General features: G+C 57.2%; 18 protein-coding genes and 1 pseudogene. 8 read left to right on the top strand and 11 right to left on the bottom strand.

Going from position 1 to position 21,397, the window contains the following annotated elements:
- Positions 1-109: 109 nt before the first annotated feature.
- From ACTZWX_RS16440 to ACTZWX_RS16400, 9 genes are all read right to left on the bottom strand, one after another.
- The gene (locus tag ACTZWX_RS16440) at positions 110-862 is read right to left on the bottom strand and encodes a response regulator (RefSeq protein WP_444714828.1); all 753 of its coding nucleotides are present in this window, start codon (positions 860-862) and stop codon (positions 110-112) included.
- 165 nt (positions 863-1,027) lie between these two features.
- Positions 1,028-1,708, bottom strand: coding sequence for a sensor histidine kinase (locus ACTZWX_RS16435; RefSeq protein ID WP_444714827.1), 681 nt, complete (start codon positions 1,706-1,708; stop codon positions 1,028-1,030).
- On the bottom strand, positions 1,705-3,348 hold the full coding sequence (locus tag ACTZWX_RS16430; RefSeq protein ID WP_444714826.1) for a response regulator: 1,644 nt from the start codon (positions 3,346-3,348) through the stop codon (positions 1,705-1,707). The genes ACTZWX_RS16435 and ACTZWX_RS16430 overlap by 4 nt, the downstream gene beginning before the upstream one ends.
- Positions 3,345-6,863: a hybrid sensor histidine kinase/response regulator gene (locus ACTZWX_RS16425; protein WP_444714825.1), complete on the bottom strand. Its 3,519-nt coding sequence runs from the start codon at positions 6,861-6,863 to the stop codon at positions 3,345-3,347. The genes ACTZWX_RS16430 and ACTZWX_RS16425 overlap by 4 nt, the downstream gene beginning before the upstream one ends.
- 17 nt (positions 6,864-6,880) lie before the next feature.
- Positions 6,881-7,396 (bottom strand): hypothetical protein, encoded by a 516-nt coding sequence (locus ACTZWX_RS16420; RefSeq protein WP_444714824.1) that lies wholly within the window; start codon positions 7,394-7,396, stop codon positions 6,881-6,883.
- 105 nt (positions 7,397-7,501) lie between these two features.
- A complete protein-coding gene (locus tag ACTZWX_RS16415; RefSeq protein ID WP_444714823.1) occupies positions 7,502-9,271 on the bottom strand; it encodes a sodium:solute symporter family protein in 1,770 nt (589 codons plus the stop codon).
- Between the two features lie 6 nt (positions 9,272-9,277).
- Entirely contained in the window at positions 9,278-9,541 is a 264-nt protein-coding gene (locus ACTZWX_RS16410) for a DUF4212 domain-containing protein (protein ID WP_444714822.1), read from the bottom strand.
- 210 nt (positions 9,542-9,751) lie between these two features.
- On the bottom strand, positions 9,752-10,459 hold the full coding sequence (locus tag ACTZWX_RS16405) for a 3'-5' exonuclease (protein WP_444714821.1): 708 nt from the start codon (positions 10,457-10,459) through the stop codon (positions 9,752-9,754).
- A 14-nt stretch (positions 10,460-10,473) separates the two neighbouring features.
- Complete coding sequence (locus ACTZWX_RS16400) at positions 10,474-12,390, bottom strand: putative nucleotidyltransferase substrate binding domain-containing protein (RefSeq protein WP_444714820.1); 1,917 nt, start codon at positions 12,388-12,390, stop codon at positions 10,474-10,476.
- Between the two features lie 197 nt (positions 12,391-12,587).
- Between ACTZWX_RS16400 and smrA the strand changes: the two genes are divergently transcribed.
- From smrA to ACTZWX_RS16360, 8 genes are all read left to right on the top strand, one after another.
- Positions 12,588-13,169 carry a DNA endonuclease SmrA gene (smrA, locus tag ACTZWX_RS16395; protein ID WP_444714819.1) on the top strand — a complete coding sequence of 194 codons (582 nt, stop codon included), beginning with the start codon at positions 12,588-12,590 and terminating at the stop codon, positions 13,167-13,169.
- Between the two features lie 49 nt (positions 13,170-13,218).
- Positions 13,219-13,419 (top strand): hypothetical protein, encoded by a 201-nt coding sequence (locus ACTZWX_RS16390; protein WP_444714818.1) that lies wholly within the window; start codon positions 13,219-13,221, stop codon positions 13,417-13,419.
- 39 nt (positions 13,420-13,458) lie between these two features.
- The gene (locus ACTZWX_RS16385) at positions 13,459-13,947 is read left to right on the top strand and encodes a (2Fe-2S)-binding protein (RefSeq protein WP_444714817.1); all 489 of its coding nucleotides are present in this window, start codon (positions 13,459-13,461) and stop codon (positions 13,945-13,947) included.
- A 1-nt stretch (position 13,948) separates the two neighbouring features.
- Positions 13,949-16,147: a molybdopterin cofactor-binding domain-containing protein gene (locus ACTZWX_RS16380; protein WP_444714816.1), complete on the top strand. Its 2,199-nt coding sequence runs from the start codon at positions 13,949-13,951 to the stop codon at positions 16,145-16,147.
- Between the two features lie 88 nt (positions 16,148-16,235).
- Entirely contained in the window at positions 16,236-16,862 is a 627-nt protein-coding gene (locus tag ACTZWX_RS16375; RefSeq protein ID WP_444714815.1) for a methylthioribulose 1-phosphate dehydratase, read from the top strand.
- Positions 16,859-17,419, top strand: a complete 561-nt coding sequence (locus ACTZWX_RS16370; protein ID WP_444714814.1) for a 1,2-dihydroxy-3-keto-5-methylthiopentene dioxygenase — start codon at positions 16,859-16,861, stop codon at positions 17,417-17,419. The genes ACTZWX_RS16375 and ACTZWX_RS16370 overlap by 4 nt, the downstream gene beginning before the upstream one ends.
- Positions 17,416-18,108 carry an acireductone synthase gene (gene mtnC / locus ACTZWX_RS16365; protein ID WP_444714813.1) on the top strand — a complete coding sequence of 231 codons (693 nt, stop codon included), beginning with the start codon at positions 17,416-17,418 and terminating at the stop codon, positions 18,106-18,108. The genes ACTZWX_RS16370 and mtnC overlap by 4 nt, the downstream gene beginning before the upstream one ends.
- A gap of 11 nt (positions 18,109-18,119) precedes the next feature.
- Positions 18,120-19,181 (top strand): DUF3080 domain-containing protein, encoded by a 1,062-nt coding sequence (locus ACTZWX_RS16360; protein ID WP_444714812.1) that lies wholly within the window; start codon positions 18,120-18,122, stop codon positions 19,179-19,181.
- Between the two features lie 7 nt (positions 19,182-19,188).
- Here the strand turns inward: ACTZWX_RS16360 and ACTZWX_RS16355 are convergent.
- Both ACTZWX_RS16355 and ACTZWX_RS16350 read right to left on the bottom strand, forming a co-directional pair.
- Positions 19,189-20,973 (bottom strand): annotated as a pseudogene (locus ACTZWX_RS16355) (GspE/PulE family protein).
- Between the two features lie 48 nt (positions 20,974-21,021).
- Positions 21,022-21,381: a DUF2069 domain-containing protein gene (locus tag ACTZWX_RS16350; RefSeq protein WP_152438420.1), complete on the bottom strand. Its 360-nt coding sequence runs from the start codon at positions 21,379-21,381 to the stop codon at positions 21,022-21,024.
- Between the last annotated feature and the right edge of the window lie 16 nt (positions 21,382-21,397).

Genomic DNA, 21,397 nt, shown 5'->3' with positions numbered 1-21,397 from the left:
AGCGCCGATGGTAGTGTGGTTCGCCCATGTGAGAGTAGGTCATCGTCAGGCTCTTGATTCCAAAAGCCCCAACATCCTTGATGTTGGGGCTTTTTTATTTTTGAGCCCGTTATCGGCTGATCAATTCGATCACCCCACCTACAATGCTGTGCATCAACTCAAACTGTTCATTGGTACGCTCAATGTGATTGTCCAGGATGTTGGCCTGCCAGCTGCTAACCCATACTAGCGCTACGACCAGTGACACTGCTGCAGCCATCAGCCATCGGATGCTTAGGCTTTGGCGGTTGATACGATCGGTGTGTTGGCGATGGGCGTTTTCGCTGGCTTGCCTGAGCTCTCTTAATTCTTCCTCAAGCTCTTCATAGGCTACTTCCAGGGTCGACATCCGACCAGTGAGTTTACGGGCAGCCTGCTCGGTATTCTCCTGTGCCGTTCTGCCAGTTTCCTCCACAGCGATTCTGAAAGCTTCGCTGTACTCGGGTTCCGGGCTGTTTACCAGTAAGGTATCCAGAGTTTTCTGCAGGTGCTCTCGATCAATCTGCTTGCGAATAACTCCGGCAGCGCCAAGGGTCTTTGCTTCGTCAATGTAGCGCTCTGCGTTCTGTGAGGTGTACATGAAAACAGGGATGTCGCGTGTGTGAGGCTGGCTTTTGAGTTGTTCCAGAGCCTGGAATCCGTTCATGCCCGGTAGAAGGTGATCCAGAAAGATAACGTCATAGGACTCGTGCTGGAGTAGCGAGAATGCTTCCTCTGCAGTTGAGACTCCTTTGCTACTGATGCCTGATCTGTCGAGGAGTCGGGCCAGGATGATCCTGGCAGTTGACGAATCTTCGATAATCAGTGCGTGCGCCCGTGCCATTGTATGTGTGCTCCCTGTCCTTGCTCCGCCATCACGATTCTGTAGCTGCATTGGTAATGCAGGATTGCTTGTCGCACTATAAGCGGAGTGCAAAAAATAAACAGGGGAGAGGGCGCCAGAGAGTCTGTTTTGAGACGCTCATTTGATTTTTCGAGGAAGGCACGTTCAGGGCAGCCAGATTTCAAACACCCCTCCACCATATTTCCCGCCGTTGTGCAGCGTTATTGAACCGGTGCGGTCGCCTTCCGTATGCAGCTTAGCCACGGAAGACGCGAAGAAAAGACCGAGGTTTGTGCTGCCGCTGTTGAAGTCGAGGGATTTGAAGCTGAGCGTTCCGGTATGTTGCATGCTCTCCGGATAGCCTGTGCCGTCATCTTCCACACCAAGCACCAGATAGCCATCCTGTTCCCGGGCGGTCAGGCGGATTTTGGTTTTGGTATAGCGGATGGCGTTATTGATGGTGTTGTTAAGCACCCCGGTAAGCAGGTCGTCATCGAAGAAACCATTGATGTCATCAGCTTCGATGGCGTAATCGATGCCCAGGCCATCAAGCAGGGGGACGTGTCGTGCCATATGCTCGGAGAGAAAATCCGGTACAAAGTGTTGATCAATGTGGGCTGACAGATTGTTCTCACCCAGCCGATAGATACCCAGCAACTGAACAAGGTCATTGTGCATGCGCTCGGCCTCGTACTGAAGCATATTGAATTTGCTGGAGCCAGACAGCGACTCTTCATGTTCGGTACGGAGTTCATCAAGGGTGTTCAGCAGCATGCCGAGGGAGTTTTTCATGTCATGCACGGCTGAAGCCAGTACCATTGAAAAGTCGATGTTGTGGTCAGTCATGCAGTCAGTCCTTTCAGTTTTCTGGCCAGCGCGCTGTAACGCCGGTGCTGTCTGTGTTGTTCGGGCAGGCCTTCGAGCCGCCTGAGGCATTCCTGGCAGGTAGTGAGCAGGTTATGATCTTCAGGAGCCTGATCATACTTTCGCAGTAACACCTGAATCAGGTTGAGATTCAGGGCGGCATGATCCGGAACGATCGCCAGGGCTCGGTTGAGAGCCTCGACCGCGCCGTCCAGATCGCCGGATTCGAATGCTTTGATTCCATCTCGGTTGTATCCCCGGGCTTCTATTTTCTGGCGGAAGCCAACGGGTTCATCGAGAAGGTTTTCAATTTTCTGCAGAGTTTCCGGATTGTCACCGTAACGGGCCGCCAGATCCGACAGCAACGACTTGGCCTCTTCATCATGCCTCAACCTGAACAGGGTCTTGGCATAGTCGAGACCCAGATCTGCCGGGATGTCCTCCAGTGTTTCCAGTTCTGTCTGTAAGTCGCCTAGCAGCTTTTCTGCAGCTTTCTGGTTGCCCTGTCCGGCGTGAACACGGCATTGCACAATACGACTTTTCAGGCCGATGCTGTCGTCGTCGGCGAAACGCTTTTCCATCTTCGCCAGCACATTCAGGGCTTCTGCCGCATGTTCCGCACCTTCGGCTTCCGGGTGTCCTTCGCTGAGGTCGGAGAGGCTTTGGGCCAGCGACAGGTAGTGATCAGAGTTATCGTGAATAGAATAGGTTCCCAGTGTCACGGTCTGCCGCCAGGCCTGTGAAGCGGTATCTATGTCCTGGTTGGTAGTGGCCAGCAGCGCCAGGTGTTTCTGGCGTAGCATGGCGTTTGGAGAGTGGTCTGCGGCTTTTTCCAGGATCTGCTGGGCTTGTACTGTTTTACCCTGCTTTTCCAGGCCTTCGGCCAACAGGTCGTAGGCTTCCATATAATCGGGGTGTTTGGCGATCAGGCCTTTCAAGCCCTCCACCGAGGCGTCAAAGTTTCTGTTACCCAGCAATACCTTGCAACGGCCCAGTCGGGCCCAGGAAAGCTCACGCTGCGCGAGCACCTCGTCATACACTTTCAGGGCGTGTGACAGATCGCCGACGATGAAATACAGTTCGCCCAGGGTTTTCATTAGCCAGGTTTTGTACCTTGGTTGTTTGGGCAGAAGCTGTAGGCATTGTGAAATGGCCTCAGGGTAGTTCTCCCGATCCATTTCACGGGTAATCGGTAGCAGGCCACCCCGTTGCTGAACCAGGGCGCCAAGGCGCTTCTCCAGCATGGTGCGGTTCAACGGCTTGGTCAGGTAAGCATCCGGTCGGTATTCACGGGCGCCCATGACCATCTCTTTGGAGGTTTCGGCGGTCACCATCAAGAACAGGGAGGAGCGGCTCAGGAGCTTCTTGTATCGGAGCTCCTCAAGAATGTGCTGGCCGTTCTTGCCTTCCCCCAGGTTGTAATCACACAGGACAACATCTACGTGGTTGTAGGTGCAGTGCTGGATTGCGGGGGTGGCGTGTGCCACCAGCTCGATTTGGTCTGCGCCGCAGCTCCTTAGCATCTGGCGCATCGATAGACGGAAGTTCTCGAAATCATCAACCACCAGAAAAGTGAGTTTTCCAAAGGGGTTGATCGCGTCTTTCCTGTCGGCCTGGTTCATGTGCGCTTTTGTGTAAGTAATTTGTTGACGAGCGCTCTCAGTGCCGCTGGTTTAACCGGCTTGTAGAGAACCTGATAGCCGCGGTTCCCGGCGTCTTCGCGTACCTCTGGCGCCATATAACCGGTTATCAGAATGCCCGGTATGCCATGGCCAAGTTTGTCTCTTATGCTGTCCATGGCATCCAAACCATTGCGGTTATCATCCAGCTGATAATCCGCAAGTATAATATCCGGTATACGGTCTGCCAGTTTTTCCAGGGAATCTTCCAGGCTTTCGGCCGCAGTCACATCACACTGCCAGTTGCCCAGTAACGCGACCATACCCTGTAGTATGGCCGGATCGTTATCGATACACAGAACATGCAAACCTCCGAGACTGGATACCCGCCTTGTGCTGGCGCCGGGCTTATTGGATTCGGCGCGGCTCAGGTCTGGTGGCGCAAGTGGTACGGTGATACCGAAAACGCTCCCTTTGCCCTGAACTGAGTGCACGGTGACCGGGTGGTTCAGCATGCCGCTGATGCGGTCCACAATGGCCAGGCCAAGACCCAGCCCCTTCTTGTCATGGCCATGTTGGAAGCGCCGGAACTCCTCGAAAACATGGGTGAGCTGGTCTTCGGACATTCCTGGGCCGGTGTCCCAGACCTCAATGCGCAGGTAGCCTTTGAGCCGACGGCAGCCCATCAGTATCTTGCCACTGGCCGTGTAGCGAATGGCGTTGGACAGGAAGTTCTGGACTACCCGGCGCAGCAACTTGACGTCTGATCGTACCCAGGCGCTGCTGGGAACAACATGCAGGTCCAGCTCCTGATCTTTGGCGATAGCAGAGAATTCCGTTGCCAGGTGGCGGAGCAGTTCGTTGACCGGGAACACGCCAATATCCGGCTCCAGTGCCCCGGCGTCCAGCTTGGAGATATCGAGCAAGGTGCTGATGATCTCTTCAGCCGCGCCAAGTGAGCTGTCGATGTGCTCAACCAGTTCACGGGTATCACCCTCAATAACCTTGCCTGACAGGGCGGAGGTGAATAGTCGTGCCGCATTCAATGGTTGAAGCAGGTCGTGGCTGGCCGAGGCAAGAAACCGGGTTTTGCTCTGGTTGGCCTGTTCCGCGACCGATTTTGCTTTCAGCATCTGTTCGTTGATCACCTGTAGTTCCTGAGTACGTTCCCGTACCCGTTGCTCCAGGTAGATATTGGTCTCCTTCAGGGCCTGCTCGGTGCGACGCATGGCTGTAATGTCCTGGAACGTGGTGACATAGCCCCCCCCGGGGATGGGGCTGCCATCCACCCGGACAACGGTGCCGTCCGGGCGCTGGCGTTCGTAAGACATGGGTTTGCCTTCGCGCATGCTGTTGCAGCGGTTATCGATGATGTCATCTATGCGCCTGGCTGACAGGTTGGCGTTGGTCAGGTTGTAACGCATCAGGTCTTCCACCGGCCGGCCAACCCGGACGAACCCTTTGGGGTAATTGAACAGCTCCAGGTAGCGATGGTTCCAAACCACCAACTGCTGTTGATGATTCACCACCGATACACCCAGACTGATGTTCTCGATTGCAGATTGCAGCAGCTCGCGGCTGAAGGTCATGGCCTGGGACGCTTCATCTACGATGCTGACCACATCCTCGATCTGCATATCCCGCCCGGTCAGGGTGGACTCCAGGACGACACGGGCGGTAGACGCACCAATAACCGAGGCCAGTTGGCGCTCGATGTATTTCATCAGGTGGGTAGAGGCGGGCCGGTGCGGGTACAGCCTTATGGCGTTGCGGCGCTCGTAATTGCGGAAGACGCTCTCGGAGCGTTCTTCACCCATGAATCGATCGGTCAGGGCCTGGAGATCGGAGGTCAGGACCTCGCCCTGCCAGCTCTGATGTTGTGCGCTTTCCGGTTTTGGCTGGGATTCATGGAAGAAGGCGGCAATCTGGATCCGTTCGCGGATGCGCTGCCGGGTTACCAGTGACAGCAGGATGTAGGTGCCGGTGTTAATGCCGAGGCTCCAGATAATGCCGTGGCTGATCTGGTCCAGCTCAGAGCCGAACAGGGCAGTCGGGCGGGTCCAGTTCAGGCCAAACAGCCCCTGTTCGATCAGCGTATCGGCAATCCAGCCGGTGGACACCAGGGCTGGTAACAGCAGGGTGTAGCACCACATCAGGAAGCCAAGACCGAGGCCCCAGGCGGCCCCGGTAAAATTCCCGCGCCGCCAGATGATGCCGCCCACCAATGCCGGCCCAAACTGGGCGGCGGCCGCAAAGGAGAGCAGGCCGAAGGCAGTGAGACTGTAATCGGCACCCGCCATCCGATAAAAACCATAGGCGGTAAACAGCACGACAAAGATTGCCACGCGGCGGATGGTGAGCAGCAGGAAACTGAGGTCGGCCCTGCGGTTCATACCGGGACGGAAAAAACGCAGTAGCCCGGGCATGATGATTTCGTTGCTGACCATGGTGGCAATAGCCACAGAACAGACAATTACCATGGCCGCTGCCGCCGAGCCGCCGCCCAGGAAGGCCAGGACGGCCAGCCATTGCTCACCGGCCATGATGGGCAACTGCAGGATGATAATGTCGGGATCACCGCCGGCAAGGTCTGAATTCAGCAGGCCGGCAGCCGCAATGGGAAGCACAAAGGCGCTGGCAATAACCAGATAGATCGGCATGGCCCAACGGGCTGTTTCAAAGTCCCGGTGATCGGCATTCTCTACAACCATGACGTGAAATTGCCTGGGAAGACAGACAATGGCCAGCATCGCGACCAGGGTTTGAGTGAGAAAGGCAGGCGTCTCAAGTGAACTGGTGGTCAGGGTGCCGACCAGGTCGGCCTCTTTTACCCGGCTGAACAGGTCGCCAAAACCATTATACAGGCCGTATCCAACAAACAGGCCGACGGCGATGAAGGCGACCAGTTTGATCAGCGATTCAAAGGCAACAGCCTGGATCATGCCTCGATGATGTTCGGTTGATTCAAGGTGTCGGGTACCGAACAGCACGGTGAATACGGCGAGCGCGAGGGTGATGTACCAGGCAGAATCGCTCCAGGCAGCGGTGCTCAGTTCCTGATAGCCGATACCCCCCTCCGTCAGTACGTTGAAGCCCAGGGCAATGGCCTTGAGTTGCAGGGCGATGTAGGGAACGCTGCCAATAAGAGCAAAGATGGCCACCATGGCGGCCAGCACCTGGGATTTGCCATAACGGGAAGCGATAAAGTCAGCAATGGACGTGCTGTTGTTGCGTTTACTGATATAAATAATGCGTCGCAGGAGTGGTGCAAAGAACAGGAAAACCAATAATGGCCCCAGATAGATGGGAAGAAAGGCAAAGCCTTCCTGGCTGGCGCGCCCGACTGCTCCATAGAATGTCCAGGAGGTAAAGTAGACGGCCAGTGACAGGGCGTAGATGTGAGTTCGCGCGAGCCTGCGGCGATACAGTCCCGGGTGTCGGTCGCCCGCCCAGGCGATCACAAACAGCAGGGAAATGTAGCTAATGGATATAAATATCAGCAGCCAGGCGCTAATCATATTTTGTTGTTATCCGCTTATCTGATTTCGTTTCCACACACGGTTCTGTATAGCGGGTCGCTTGCTGTCAGCAACTTCATGTTATCGACCCGTGGAACGCCATCTGAACCAAGGGGAACCAGCTCCCGGCTCTGGCAATGGATCAGGTGAGCCCGGTGAGACACTGCGTCTGTCACCGTCTGTTCGAAACGATAGAGCGTGAAGCGAATGATATCGTCGTCGTTGGTATCCCGACGGAAATCACTGGTGTCGACAATGGAGAAGGCGGTGACATAGGGGAATACAAAGGTCCAGGGCCGAAAGAAGATCTTCTCCTGCTCGGTCGCCACAATCACGGCTTCTTCCGGGAGCAGGGATCGCTTGTGGTCGTACCAGGTGTATTCGCCATAAACAAGGTAGCCGAGCATGCCGGCACCGGCAAACACCGGAATGATCCATCTAGGCGCACGTTTTGCGGTGGCGGCGCGGATGCCCATGGCAATGCCTGCGGCCCCGAGACCGCAAACAATAGTGGCAACAAAAGTCCAGAACATAGGATTGGATTCCTTAACTCAAAAAAAAGAACGGGCTCCCTCAGTGAGGAAGCCCGTTCGGTCTCAACCCGTCATTATGGTTAATGAATCAGGCTGTCTTTCAGCTTAGTGGTCTTGAGCGCTACCGGCACCGCGTGGGTAACGGACGCTTTCAACCAGCTCCTGGATTTCAACAGGTGGCTCGGCAGTCACTTTCGATACCCCGAAGGCTACCGCAAAGTTGACCAGAGCACCAACCGCACCGATGGACAGTGGGGAAATACCCAGCATCCAGTACTCAGCGGTATCCGGCAGGTTGTTGGTTCCCGGAATGAAGAACCAGCCCTTGTAGATAAAGATGTAGACCAGTGTGAAGATCAGACCGGACAACATGCCCAGGGTTGCGCCCACGTTGTTCACGCGCTTGGAGAAGATACCCATCATCAGCGCCGGGAACAGGGAAGCCGCTGCGATACCGAAGGCCAGTGCCACCACCTGTGCCGCAAAGCCTGGGGGGTTGGCGCCCAGCCACGTCGCCACCACGATGGCAACCGCCATGGAGATCCGCGCTGCCAGCAACTCACCTTTATCGGTGATATTCGGGTTGATTCGGCCTTTGATCAGGTCATGACTGACTGCTGAGGAAATGGCCAGCAACAAGCCCGCCGCAGTGGACAGAGCCGCAGCCAGACCGCCAGCAGCGATCAGACCAATGACCCAGCCAGGCAGGTTGGCGATTTCCGGGTTGGCCAGTACAAGGATGTCGTTGTTAACAGACAGCTCGTTGCCTTCCCAGCCGCGCTCAGCTGCGGTGGCTGCGAAATCAGCATTACCGTCGTTGTACACCTGAATGCGACCATCGTTGTTCTTGTCTTCAAACTTGATCAGACCAGTTTCTTCCCAAGTGGCAATCCAGTCAGGACGAGCTTCATACTCGATGGGCTGAGCGGAAGTACCTTCAGGGTAGATGGTCGTCATCAGGTTCAGACGCGCCATGGAAGCAACAGCCGGCGCAGTCAGGTACAACAGGGCAATGAAGACCAGTGCCCAGCCGCCGGACCAACGAGCATCAGCTACCTTGGGAACGGTGAAGAAACGGATAATAACGTGTGGCAGGCCAGCCGTACCGATCATCAGGGACAGGGTAAACAGAACCATGTTCAGTTTGTTGTCCACATCGGCGGTGTATTCGCGGAAACCAAGGTCTGTGACGACCTGATTCAGCTTGGCCAGCAGTGGCACTCCGGATTCTGTGTGGGTAGAGAACATGCCAAGGCCGGGAATCGGGTTTCCGGTCAGTTGCAGGGAGATAAACACCGCAGGAATGGTGTAGGCGATGATCAGAACGCAGTACTGGGCCACCTGAGTGTAGGTGATGCCTTTCATGCCGCCGAGTACGGCGTAGATGAATACAACCACTGCTGCAATCATCAGGCCGTTGGTGGCGTCTACTTCCAGGAAGCGGGAGAAGGCAACACCCGCACCGGCCATCTGGCCGATAACGTAGGTCACAGATGCAACGATCAGGCAGATAACCGCTACCAGACGCGCATTGGCGCTGTAGTAACGGTCACCGATGAACTCCGGCACGGTGAACTTGCCGAATTTACGCAGGTAAGGCGCCAGCAGCATGGCCAGCAGAACGTAACCGCCGGTCCATCCCATCAGGAAGGTAGAGTTTGCATAACCACCGGCGGCGATCAGGCCCGCCATGGAAATGAAGGACGCTGCAGACATCCAGTCGGCACCGATCGCCATACCGTTGGTAACCGGGTGAACGCCGCCGCCGGCAACGTAGAAATCACTGGTACTGCCGGCCTTGGCCCAGACGGCAATAGCGATATAGAGGAGGAACGAGCCCCCCACGAACATAAGGTTAATTGCAAATTGGCTCATGGATTCTTACTCCTCGTGTACGCCGAATTGCTCGTCAATCTTGTTCATGCGCCAGGCGTAGAAGAAGATCAGAACAATGAAAGTAAGAATGGAGCCTTGCTGGGCGAACCAGAAACCGAGATCGGTGCCACCGACCGGAATTCCCGCCAGCATGGGACGTAACAGAATGGCGAAGCCATAAGACACTAGGGCCCAGATAATCAGGCTTCCGAATATCAGGCGCAGGTTCGCCTTCCAGTAATTTTCAGCGTCGTAGCTATGACCTGACATACATATCACTCCTGTATTGTTGTTGTGGAGGTTGGGTGGGTTAATTGTGAGGTGTTGCGGATAGAGAATTTATTATTCATGTAGTACTTCTCCGACTTGTTGTCTCCTCCGACTTTACTGGTCAATGGAATTATGGATATTGGCAAATGGTCTAACTCTCAGTGACTTGCCTTGTAATTGGTCAAGGACATCAGCGGTTGGAGCGAGTTGTCAGAAGCGGTGCATGTTCTGTAAACGGCGCTGATAATGCAGCTTTTCAGCGAGTTCTTTCAGGTTCTTGACGCCATTTTTCTGCGCCCTGTTCAGGGCCATGAGTGTCAGTTCTGCGGTCACCAGGGCATCGGCAGCGGCGTGATGCCGTTCACTGACTTCGAGTTTGAAGAAGTCGGCCCAGTGGTCGAGGCTGCGCCCCCTGGTTTCTGCTTTTGGGAATATCGCCGGTAGTAGCTCGGCAACGTCCATCCAGGTGTGGGGGACGGTGTAGCCAAGCTGGGCTTTCAGGGTTTTTTCGAGGAATTTCTGGTCGAATGCGGAGTGGTAGGCAAGAATTGGGTCGCCGTTCATCCACTCCAGCAGGTAGAGCAGGGCATCTTCGGTTTCGTGGCCCTGGGTCAGAGCCTCCGGCCCGATACCATGGATCAGCACGGTTTCCCGGATATCGAGCTCCGGTCGGCGCAGGATCAGATCAAACTGATCATTCAGGTGAATGACTCCGCCCTCAATAGCCACAGCGCCGATGGCGATAACTTCATCTTTCGAGGCATTCAGTCCGGTGGTCTCAAGGTCCAGTACGATCAGGCGGCACCGGGACAGCGGCTGGTCGCTCACCGTTTTCGCCGTGGGCAGGTTGTCTGGATCGTGATTGCCAACGGCGCCGCCCCTTCGCTGTGCCAGCCATTGCTTGATGTAGTCGAGCATGGTGCTTCCGGTACCTAGAGTTGGTAAGTGACTTCCAGCTTCTGCTGGAGCCGTTGGGCCTGGCGGAAAGACTCCCTCAGAATCCTTCGATCCAGCGGATTCAGGTCGTCCGGATCAATGTAGTTGGTCAGTTCCTCGCCCCTGTCCAGCATCTCCTGGTGGGCACGCATACGGATGGCCTGGATCAGGCTGTACGCCTCTTTCCACGCGTTCGCATCTTTGGCGTCAAAAACCCCCTTGCGGGACAGGGCGTCCATTCGCTCCAGGGTATTGGCAGCTTCCACCCCGTGGGCCAGGGCGAATACCCGGACGGATTCGACAAACGGCGCCAGGCCTTGTCGTTTCAGGTCCAGGGAATGCTTTTTCTCGTCATTCAGATAGCGAAAGTTCCTGAACATGGTGAGCGGTGGTTTGCGTTGCAGCGCATTGCCCGCCAGCATCTTCTGGAACAGGGCGTTTTTGCGAATCCTGTCCAGAACTTTCTCCAGCAATCGGTGCAATGGCTCCGTTGGCCCGAATACTGAGCGCATATCCAGGAAGATGGATGAGTACACCAGATTCTGGGGGGTGGAGGCGTCGATAAACCGAACGAACCAGTCATCCCATTCCCGATCACTCAGGCACAGTTTCGGGTTGCTTGCCATGATGTTGCCTTTACACAGGGTAAAGCCACACTCGGCCAATTCATCATTCACCTTGCTCGCGAACGGCAGCAGTTTTTCCCTAACCTGGTCCTCGGTCGTGCCCTCGGGCGTCTCGAACAGGATACCGTTGTCCTGGTCGGTCAGCAGTGTTTGCTCCTGCCGGCCTTCGCTGCCAAAGGTCAGCCAGGTGAAAGGGATACCGGGATCGTTTTTCTTCAGGTTCAGTTCCAGTACCCGCCGAACGGTCACATCGTTGAGCGTGGTGATAATCTTGACCACCTGCCCGGAGTCCGCGCCGTGGGCCAGCATGGAATCCACCAGGCGGGAAACATCGGTGCGCAGGCTCACCAACGTGCGCAGGTGGGTGGCTGTACCGATAGTTCGGGCCAGGTTTACCAGGTCCACGCGCTGGAGGGAGAACAGGTCCCGCTCGGAGACCACCCCAATCAGATGATTTTCCTCATCGATCACGCACAGATGTGCAAAGTGGTGCTCGGCCATCAACATGGCCGCTTCGAAGGCATCGGCCGTTGAGGGCAAGCAGCAGGGATCGGCGGTCATGACCTGCCGGATAGGGGTGTCGAGGGGGCCTCGCTCCTCGGCAATCATGGTGCGCAAATCGCGCAGCGTGAATATGCCCTTGGGGTGGCGGTTGTCATCCGTAATAATGATGCTGCCCACATTATTCTCATGCATGCGGGCCACTGCCTTGCGCACCGGCAGGTCGGGCGAGCAAACGATAGGATTGCGCAGGGCGTAACGTTCAAGCGGGGTATCCAGGCTGTTGCTGGACCCGATCGAGGCCATCGCCTTGGACTGGATACGCTGGTTGACCTGATCCAGCAGGCTGCTGACGCCGCGCAGGCAGAAGTCCCGGAAGGGTTCGCTTTCGGAGAACAGGGTGATGAACGCTTTTTGTTCAATGCTCAGGCAGAAGGTATCTCCCGAGGCCCGGTGCAGGGTACGGGTAGGGCGCTCGCCAATCAGGGCCGCAAGGGGGAAGCATTCGCCCTGGCTGATTTCGAAGGTGGTTTCTGCCCGATCCTCTTTTTCGTTGTGGCGTTCGCCCCGAATACGGCCTTGTTTAACGATGTAAAAGCGCTTTACTACGCCGTCATCCGGCGAGAGCACCACGTCTTCATCGGCGTAGAACCTCAGGGTGGCATGTTCAGCAAAATGGGCCAGGTGGGTGTCATCCATGCTGGAAAAAGGTGCATGTTCCCGCAGAAATGTCATGATGGCTCGGGTGTTCTGGGGGCGGGATGTATCCTGGTTTGCTGCTGCCATATCGCAATCCGTCGTGGGTCGGAGTTGGTCGGTGTTCGCCGCTGTTCCGTAGTTATTGTTGTCCGCTTGCAGTGTAGTTCAGCGGAGCCATGTTGTGCCCTACGATTTTGGTCGAAAAGTGTCTCAGGGCTTTTCTTTATGGTAGCCCGGCACGGTGGTAGAGTTCTGACACTCGTCAACCCAGAAACAGATAGCTCATGACCAGTAAAGATGAACGCCAGGCGTTCCTTGAAGAGATGAAGGATGTCCGGCGTATTCGGAGACCGAACAGGGCCGAGGTGTCGACCCCGAGGGAGCTGACGCCCGGACATCTGGAGCGGCAGAAGGCCGCCGTTGAAAAGCCGGTTCGCGACCTGAACCCGCTGACCTCCGACATGGTTGAGCTCCTGACAGCCCACGACGTGCTCAGCTGGATGCGGCCCGGAATTCAGCATGGGGTGTTCCGCAAGCTCCGGCTCGGTCAATACCCGATCGAGGCCAGGCTGGATTTGCACCGGATGACCGTTGAAGAGGCCCGTCGGGAGGTGTTTGCATTTATCAACGATTGCGTACGCTACGGCTTGCGCTCGGTGATCATTCTACATGGCAAGGGTGAACGCAACCCAGATGGCATTGCTCAGTTGAAAAGCTACCTGGCGAAGTGGCTACCGGAACTGGACAGTGTGCTGGCCTTTCATTCGGCCCAGAAACACCATGGTGGAACGGGAGCGGCCTATGTCATGGTTCGCAAGAGCGATAGAGACAAGCAGAATAATCGGGAACTTCATGGCAGGCGGTGATCAAGAGAGGACCGTGCTGCATTTCAAACAGCTGATGAGGTTATAGATGATGAACAGGACTTCTCTGGTGGTGATGGTTCTGGCCGGCTTGTTCGCCCTGGCAGGTTGCAAAGACCGGGTGATCTGGGACGATAACGGTAAGTTGGAGAGCTCCACTGAAGATCGGGAAATCTGGGATTCCAATGGGAAAATGAATACCGGTGATCGCAAGATCTGGGTAGACCAGGACGGCAAAGAAGTGATCAAGTAATTGAATATGTCTTCCAGCAAATAACAAAAGGAACGGCCCATGGCACTCAGCCTGACGATTAACGGCCAAAGGCACACAGTTGATGTTGACTCCGATACACCTCTGTTGTGGGTGATTCGGGATGAAATAGGGCTTAAAGGCACCAAGTTTGGTTGTGGCGCCGGCTTGTGCGGCGCCTGCACGGTTCACGTAAACGGCCAGCCTGCTCGATCCTGTTCGATGCCGGTGGCCTCGGTAGACGGTGCTTCTGTAACCACGATTGAAGGGCTGTCCGAAGATGGCCAGTTGCACCCGCTGCAGCAGGCGTGGATTGATCAGGGTGTGCCCCAGTGCGGGTACTGCCAGTCGGGTCAGATTATGACCGCGGCTCACCTGCTGAACAACAATCCGTCGCCATCCCGTCAGGACATTGTGACTGCCATGACCGGAAACCTGTGCCGGTGCGGTACCTATTCCCGCATTGTGGCCGCCGTTGAGACGGTCGCCGGTTCGGTTGGCCAGTACGAACCCGCCGGGGAGGACGCCTGACATGACCATGAATCGTCGTGATTTTCTCAAAGTCAGTACGGGTGCTTCAGGCAGCTTGATACTGGCGGTGTCTATTCCGGGATGTGCCTCTGTCCAGACCGGGTACCAGCCCGAGACCGGGGAGTGGAAGCCCGATATCTGGCTGGAGTTGACCCGTGATGACGACATCATCTTTACCCTGGCCCGGGTTGAAATGGGGCAGGGCACCTACACCGGTTTGACCACGCTGGTGGCAGAAGAGCTGGATGTAGAACCTGGCCGGATCAAGGTCAGATTTGCCCCGGTAGCGCCGGAATACCGAAACCCCCTGTTTGGTTTGCAGCTGACCGGTGCAAGCACCAGTCTGGCCACAAGTTGGGAACCGCTGAGGGTTGCCGGTGCGCAGGCCCGGCAGATGTTGGTGATGGCGGCTGCCCGGGTATGGGAAGTAGACGCGGAACAGTGCACTACCCAGGATGGCCGGGTAGTGCATCCTAACGGACTTGATTCGTTACGTTACGGCCAATTGGTGGAGCTGGCGGACCGGGAAGTTATCCGGGGCAAGGTGTCCCTCAAGCCCCGCTCCGAATGGAAATACATCGGCCGCAAGGGCGGCAAGCTGGATGCCCGTGCCAAGGCGACGGGTACCGCTGTTTACGGGATGGACGTTGAGCTTCCGGGCATGGTCTATGCGGTGATGACCCGAAGCCCCCGCTATGGCGGTAAGGCCAGCAGCTTCAACCGGGATGAAGTTATCGGTATGCCAGGTGTGACCGATGCATTTATCACGGAACGCGGCGTTGCCCTGGTTGCCCAGCGCTACTGGCAGGCAAGAAAGGCCCAGCAGAAATTGCGGGTAGAGTGGGACTTCTCCGGCGCGTTGGACACCAATACAGAGGCTGTTTTTGACAGTTACCGACAGGCTGCCAGTAAAGACCCCGGGGTCAAAGAGCGCAGTGAGGGAAATGTAGAAAAGGCAGCCGAGCGTGCAAAGCAGGTGGTAGAGGCCGAGTACGAGCAGCCCTACCTGGCTCATGCCACCATGGAGCCGATGAATGCCACGGCCTGGTATCGCGATGGTGGAATGGATGTCTGGGCACCCACCCAGGCGCCAGACCTGGGTCGCATTGCGGCGGCCCGTCATACCGATCTGTCACCGGGCAAGATCACTATTCACACCACATTCCTTGGCGGCGGGTTCGGCCGTCGCCTCACCCAGGACTATATTGAAGAAGCCGCAGCGGTGGCCTATCAACTGAAGGTTCCGGTCAAGCTGATCTGGTCACGGGAAGAAGATACCCGCCACGGATTCCTGCGCCCCGCCATGTTGCACCGGATGAAAGGCAGCCTGAACGAAGGTGAGCTGACTGGATGGCACCACCAGATCGTTGGCCCGCAGGTTCTGGACTGGTACGTGCGCAACGCCGCACCTGCGCAGTATCCCTGGGCGCCGAAGTTCCTCTACGATACCCTGGGGAGTGTAGGCCTGATGGCGGAGGGGATTGCCACGCCTAAAGATATTTCGGCCATTGAAGGCGCTATCGAGTACCCGTACCAGGTGCCTAACGTCAGCGTTCGCCATACCCATACCGATCCCGGCGTGCCCATCACCTGGTGGCGCTCGGTGGGCTATTCCCACAACGGGTTTGCGGTGGAAACCTTCATGGATGAGCTGGCCCATGAGTCGAGTGAAGACCCGTTGCAGTTCCGCCTGAAAATGCTGGATGCCGAGCCACGCCACCGTCAGGTGCTCGAGCGCGCCGCCCGGCTGGCGGATTGGGGTCAGCCCGCTCCGGAAGGCCGGGCCCGGGGGCTTGCCCTGTTCAAAAGTTTTGGGACCTACGTGGCCCAGGTGGTTGAAGCCGGAATCGAGAACGGCGAAATACGGGTGTACAAGGTGATCTGCAGTGTGGATTGCGGCCAGGTTGTTAACCCCCGGATTGTTGAAGACCAGATCGAGGGTGGCATCCTCTTTGGCCTGACCGCCGCGCTCTTCGGTGAGATCAACTTCGACAACGGAGAGATCCGGCAGAGCAATTTCCACGACTACCGCTTGATGCAGATGCACCAGACACCAGAAGTGGTGGTGGATATTGTCGACAGCGAGGCAGCCCCGACCGGTGTCGGTGAGCCAGGCGTGCCCCCGGTGATTCCCGCCCTGGGCAATGCCTTGTTTGCCTTGACCGGAAAGCGCCAGCGCCGCCTGCCGTTGACGGCCTGAGCCAAAGCGGTTTTCCGGGAGCGATGGCCGTCCTATAATTGCGGTCATCGCGTGCCCGGCAGGGCACGTTTCAACGGGGAGAATGCGTGTGTTTGATGTAACCCGATACGCCACAGCGGCCCAGTCCATCGTTGACGCAGGCCAGTTCCTGTACAGCCGTGGCTGGTCACCCGCCACCAGCAGCAATTATTCTGCGCGGATCGACAGTGACCATGTGGCCATTACGGTGTCTGGCCGCCACAAAGGGCAGCTGACCACCGCGGACGTCATGGTGGTTGATCTTGACGGCCGGCCGGTTCAAAGCCAGTGTAAATCCTCCGCAGAAACCCTTTTGCATACGGTGCTTTACCAGGTGTTCCCGGAGGCCGGTGCCGTCTTGCACACCCATTCCGTAAAAGCCACGGTGTTGAGCCGTTTGATTGCCGCCGGTCAGTCGCTGGAGCTTGAAGGCTACGAGCTGCAGAAAGCATTTTCCGGTGTTGAGACCCACGAGAGTGCGCTGAGCATTCCGGTTTTCGACAACACCCAGGACATTCCAGCGTTGGCCGAAGACACCAGGGCCTGGTTTCTGGCCCATCCGGAACAACCGGGTTACCTGATTCGCGGCCACGGCCTCTACACCTGGGGCAAGAGCATGGCCGATTGCCTGCGCCATGTCGAAGCCTTCGAATTCCTCTTTGAATGTGAACTTGAAACCATGAGGGTCCGCCCATGACTACCCTGAGCATATTCCACCAAAGCCAGCCGGACGAGGCCCAGACCGTGATGACTGACCCCGGTGCTATCAGCGATACGCTGGCCGGCCACGGTGTGCGTTTCGAGCAGTGGCCAACCCGCGATTTGCCGGCGGATGCCAGCCAGGAGCAGATCCTGGAGGCCTACAGCGAGGAGGTAGAGCGCCTGAAGCAGGAATGCGGCTTCCAGACCGCCGATGTTGTCAGTCTTAACCCGGACAACCCGCAAAAGGAGGCGTTTCGCCAGAAGTTTCTGGACGAGCATACCCACAGCGAGGATGAAGTGCGCTTCTTCGTGCGGGGCCAGGGCCTGTTCTATCTGCACTTCGGCGACCAGGTGTACGCCCTGTTGTGCCAGCAGAACGATTTGATCAGTGTACCGGATGGCACGCGCCACTGGTTTGATATGGGCCCAGAGCCTCAATTCACCTGCATTCGGTTGTTCACCAACCCCGAAGGCTGGGTGGCGAGCTTTACTGGTGAGGATATCGCCAGTCGGCTGCCCCGCTACGAAGGGCTCGCGGGAGTGGCGGGATGATTCGGGTAGTTCTGACCGATATAGAGGGCACGACCGGCTCGATCTCGTTCGTGCACGATGTGCTGTTTCCCTACGCGAGCAAGCACCTGCCGGACTTTATACGCACGAACCATCACACCACACCGGCTGTGGCTGAGCAGCTGGCCCTGGTTGCCGAAAAAAGTGGTGTCGATAGCAAGGATGTAGAAGGCCTGATTGATGTCCTCCAGGCCTGGATAAGCGAGGACCGCAAAGAGGGGCCGCTCAAGGCATTGCAGGGTATGGTCTGGGAGCAGGGCTACCACAGCGGAGAGCTGAAGGGCGATATATACCCGGATGCGGCGGATTATCTTCAGCGCTGGCATGATCGGGGGCTGAGGCTGTTCGTATATTCCTCTGGTTCCGTGAAGGCCCAGAAACTGATTTTTGGTTTCAGTAACGAGGGCGACTTTACGCCGTTTTTCTCCGGATACTTCGACACCGGTGTGGGCGGCAAAAAAGAAGCAGAGTCTTACCGCAATATTCTTGCCGAGCTGGGTGTAGAGCCGGCGACCGTGCTGTTCCTGTCGGACGTGGAAGCCGAGCTTGCGGCGGCTGAAGAGGCGGGCCTGAAAACCGTCTGGCTGGTGCGTGACGGGGAACTCCCGGATACCGGCCGGCCTGTTGCCCGTGATTTTGCGGAGGTAGACGCGCTACTGCGTAAACGTTAGGAGGTGGTCGAATGCCCGGTAATTCATGTCTGAAATGGCTTATTCCGGGTGTTTGTGCCTTGTTTCTTGCCGGCTGCAATCCGTTCTCCGAAGCCGAGCCGATGATGGAAGAGTACCTGGAGCGTCTGGGCCGGGTACTGGATACGCCACCGGTATCGGTGCCCTCTGATCTTCCTCCTGCTTCCACCGTACCCCGTCGCCGCGAACGTGTGATTGATATGCCTGAGCTGGATCTGGGCATGCTGGACTTTCTGTCGCTGTACGGGTGTGAACTTCAGTATGTGGTTGGCGAGCGAAATTCGGTGATGGGCCGGGTGATGCAGCCTCTTAACCGGCTGCGTTACGAGGTCCGGTTTATCCGAGCCGCGGAAGACTGCATGGCAGAGATCGACGACGAGCGCCTGGAGAAAGCCCTTCAGGATGCGGTCGAGAGCAAGCGGGCATCATTGCAGGTGGCCATATGGAATGCCACCTGGGGAACGGAAGAGATTGAGCGCCTGTTGACCCTGTCCAAAGGGTTTTATCCTGTGGCCGCGGAGGGAAACCCGGTGTCTGATCTGGTGCGGGATCTGGGCCAGTTGAACCAGGCCGTATCGGATTTGTCGGTCCAGCAGCTCGATGTTCCCCTCGATGCACTTGGCGGAGTGCACCAACGCTGGCAATCGGAGTTTCGCGCCGGGCAGGTGATCAACAGCGCCCGGCTGATGATTGCAACCCTCAATGCAGGAACAGAGACCCTGAAAGCGCGCCTTGATGAGCGTCCACTATGTCTGAATGGCCGGCCGAATAATCAATCGGAAATCGTCCGAAATTTCTTCTTCAATGTGTACATTGGTGAAATCCAGCCCTACATGAGCGATGTCAGCCAGGCCCGGGATTCGCTGATCGGGGCTCTGGCCGAGCTGGCGGACCAGCAAACTGCCGTTATGCCGGCGAGCTTTCAGGACTGGTACCAGCGCCATTTATCAGCCGATGCGGAAGCCAGCCTCTGGCGGGAGCTGGACCAGGCCATGATGCGGCACACCCGGCACTGGCAGGAACTGCTGGAGCAGTGCGGTCTGCGCCCGGGTTAACGCGGGTTCAGCGCTGGCTTTCCGGGGTCACCCGCAGGATTTCCTCAACGGTGGTCTGGCCGGAGGCCACTTTCTGTGCACCACTCAGCCGCAGGGATTTCATGCCTTCTTTGTAGGCATCCAGCCTTAACTGCTCGAGCTCGCAGCGATCATTGAACTGGCGCGTCAGGTGGTCGGAAAGCGTCATGATTTCATAGACCCCGGCGCGGCCCATATAGCCGGTATTGCGGCATTCGAGGCAACCCACCGGATGATAAAACTGGCGGGGAACCGGCGCTTTCCAGGGGCGAGTCAGTGTTTGCCAGGCCTGCTCGTCGGCCTCACCCGGGGCCTTGCAGTGGGGGCACAGGGTGCGGACCAGGCGCTGGGCCATCACCCCCAGCACCGTGGCCCGGATCAGGTAGGGCGGGATGCCCAGTTCCATCAGTCGGGTAATGGCACTCGGGGCGTCGTTGGTGTGCAGGGTGGAGAGCACCAGGTGGCCGGTCAATGCCGCCTGCACGGCCATCTCGGCGGTTTCCAGGTCGCGGATTTCACCAATCATGATGATATCGGGGTCTTGCCGTAACAGGGCCCGAACGCCGTGGGCGAACGTCAGGTCGATGTTGGTCTGCACCTGCATCTAGTTGAACGCTGGCTCCACCATCTCAATGGGGTCTTCAATGGTGCAGATGTTCAGTTCCGGCGACGCCAGCTGTTTGAGGGTGGAGTACAGGGTGGTGGTCTTGCCGGAACCGGTAGGGCCGGTCACCAGTACAATGCCATGTGGGCGGGCGGTCATGGCCTGCCAGCGCTCCCGGTCTTCTTTACTGAAGCCCAGCTGCTCGAAGGATTTCAGCAGCACCTCCGGATCAAAAATCCGCATCACCATCTTCTCGCCAAAGGCGGTGGGCATGGTGGCCAGACGCAACTCCACCTCGCTGTTATCGGGTTTCCGGGTTTTGATTCGGCCGTCCTGGGGGCGGCGCTTCTCGGCCACATTCAGGCGCCCGAGAATTTTCAGACGGCTGGTGACCGCCACCCCGACATGTTCCGGAAACTCATAGACGTTATGCAACACGCCATCAATACGAAAACCCACCTGAGTGACCGCCCGGCGCGGTTCGATGTGAATGTCTGAGGCGCGCTGGTCAAAGGCATACTGCAACAGCCAGTCGACAATCTTGACCACGTGCTGGTCATTGGCATCCGGATTTTCGTTGGAACCTATGTCTAGCAGTTGTTCGAAATTCTGATTGCTGGCGGCACCCGGGGCCTGGCTGCCGCTGGCCTTGCTCACGGAATTGGCGAGCTGGTAAAACTCCACCGTGTAGCGCCGGATGTCTTCCGGGTTGGCAACGACACGGCGAATGTCCTTGCGAACGGCCTGCCGAAGGTTGCTTTCCCATTCGGTTTTGAATGGTTCTGTGCTGGCAATCAGCACTTCATCCTGGCGTATCTCTACCGCCAGAATGCCGTGGCGCTGGGCAAAGGCGTAGGACATCACCCGGGCGATGGCCGGCGTGTCGATCTTGAGCGGGTCTATGTGGTAGTAATCCTGGCCTGCCCATCGGGCCAGCCAGCTGGTCAGTCGATCAAGATCCAGGGTTCGGCCATCCCTGAGGCTGGTAATGCTGGCAATGGCAACCAGTTCCAGGGGGTGCCGCGGAGAAGTTCGTCCGTCCTGGGTAGCGGCCCCCAGGTTGGCCGTGAGCACCTTCTCAGCATCCTGCTGGCTGATTTCGCCACTTTCCACCAGGGCAGAGCAGATGTCTCGCAGGGTGAGGGTGTGCCGATGTGGTGGTGCTGGCATGGGGGCGCTTGATCAGCCATCGTTGTGCTCTCCGAGGGTTGTGGGCACTCAGTTGGCAACCGGCCGGTTTACTTTCAGGTGAACCATGGCGACGGTGAACAGTAGGAATGTAAGCACTGTGAGAATCATCGGGCCTGGGGCTCCTTCGCTCAGCCAGGCGGAGACCACGGCCTGTGTGAAATAAAAAATCACCACGAAGGCCATCCAGATGTACCCGCGATTGTGCCCCCGGAATACCGGTACTGCAAACGCCAGCAGCGGCAGTAGTTTGACGGTCAGCATCAGGGGAATGGACACGCCTTCTACTGGCGCCGGGTAGAAGGTGGTCACCAGCAAGGTAGCCAGGACCGCAAGGTACAGGGCAATGGTCAGGCGGGCCGTGGTTTTTGCTTTTTCATTCTTGATCATAGATGGTTCCGGATGG

The sequence above is a fragment of the Marinobacter sp. NSM genome (genome assembly GCF_052380025.1).
GTDB lineage: Bacteria > Pseudomonadota > Gammaproteobacteria > Pseudomonadales > Oleiphilaceae > Marinobacter.
Note: the sequence above shows the minus strand (reverse complement) of the source record. Positions and strands in the feature narration are given on the sequence as shown.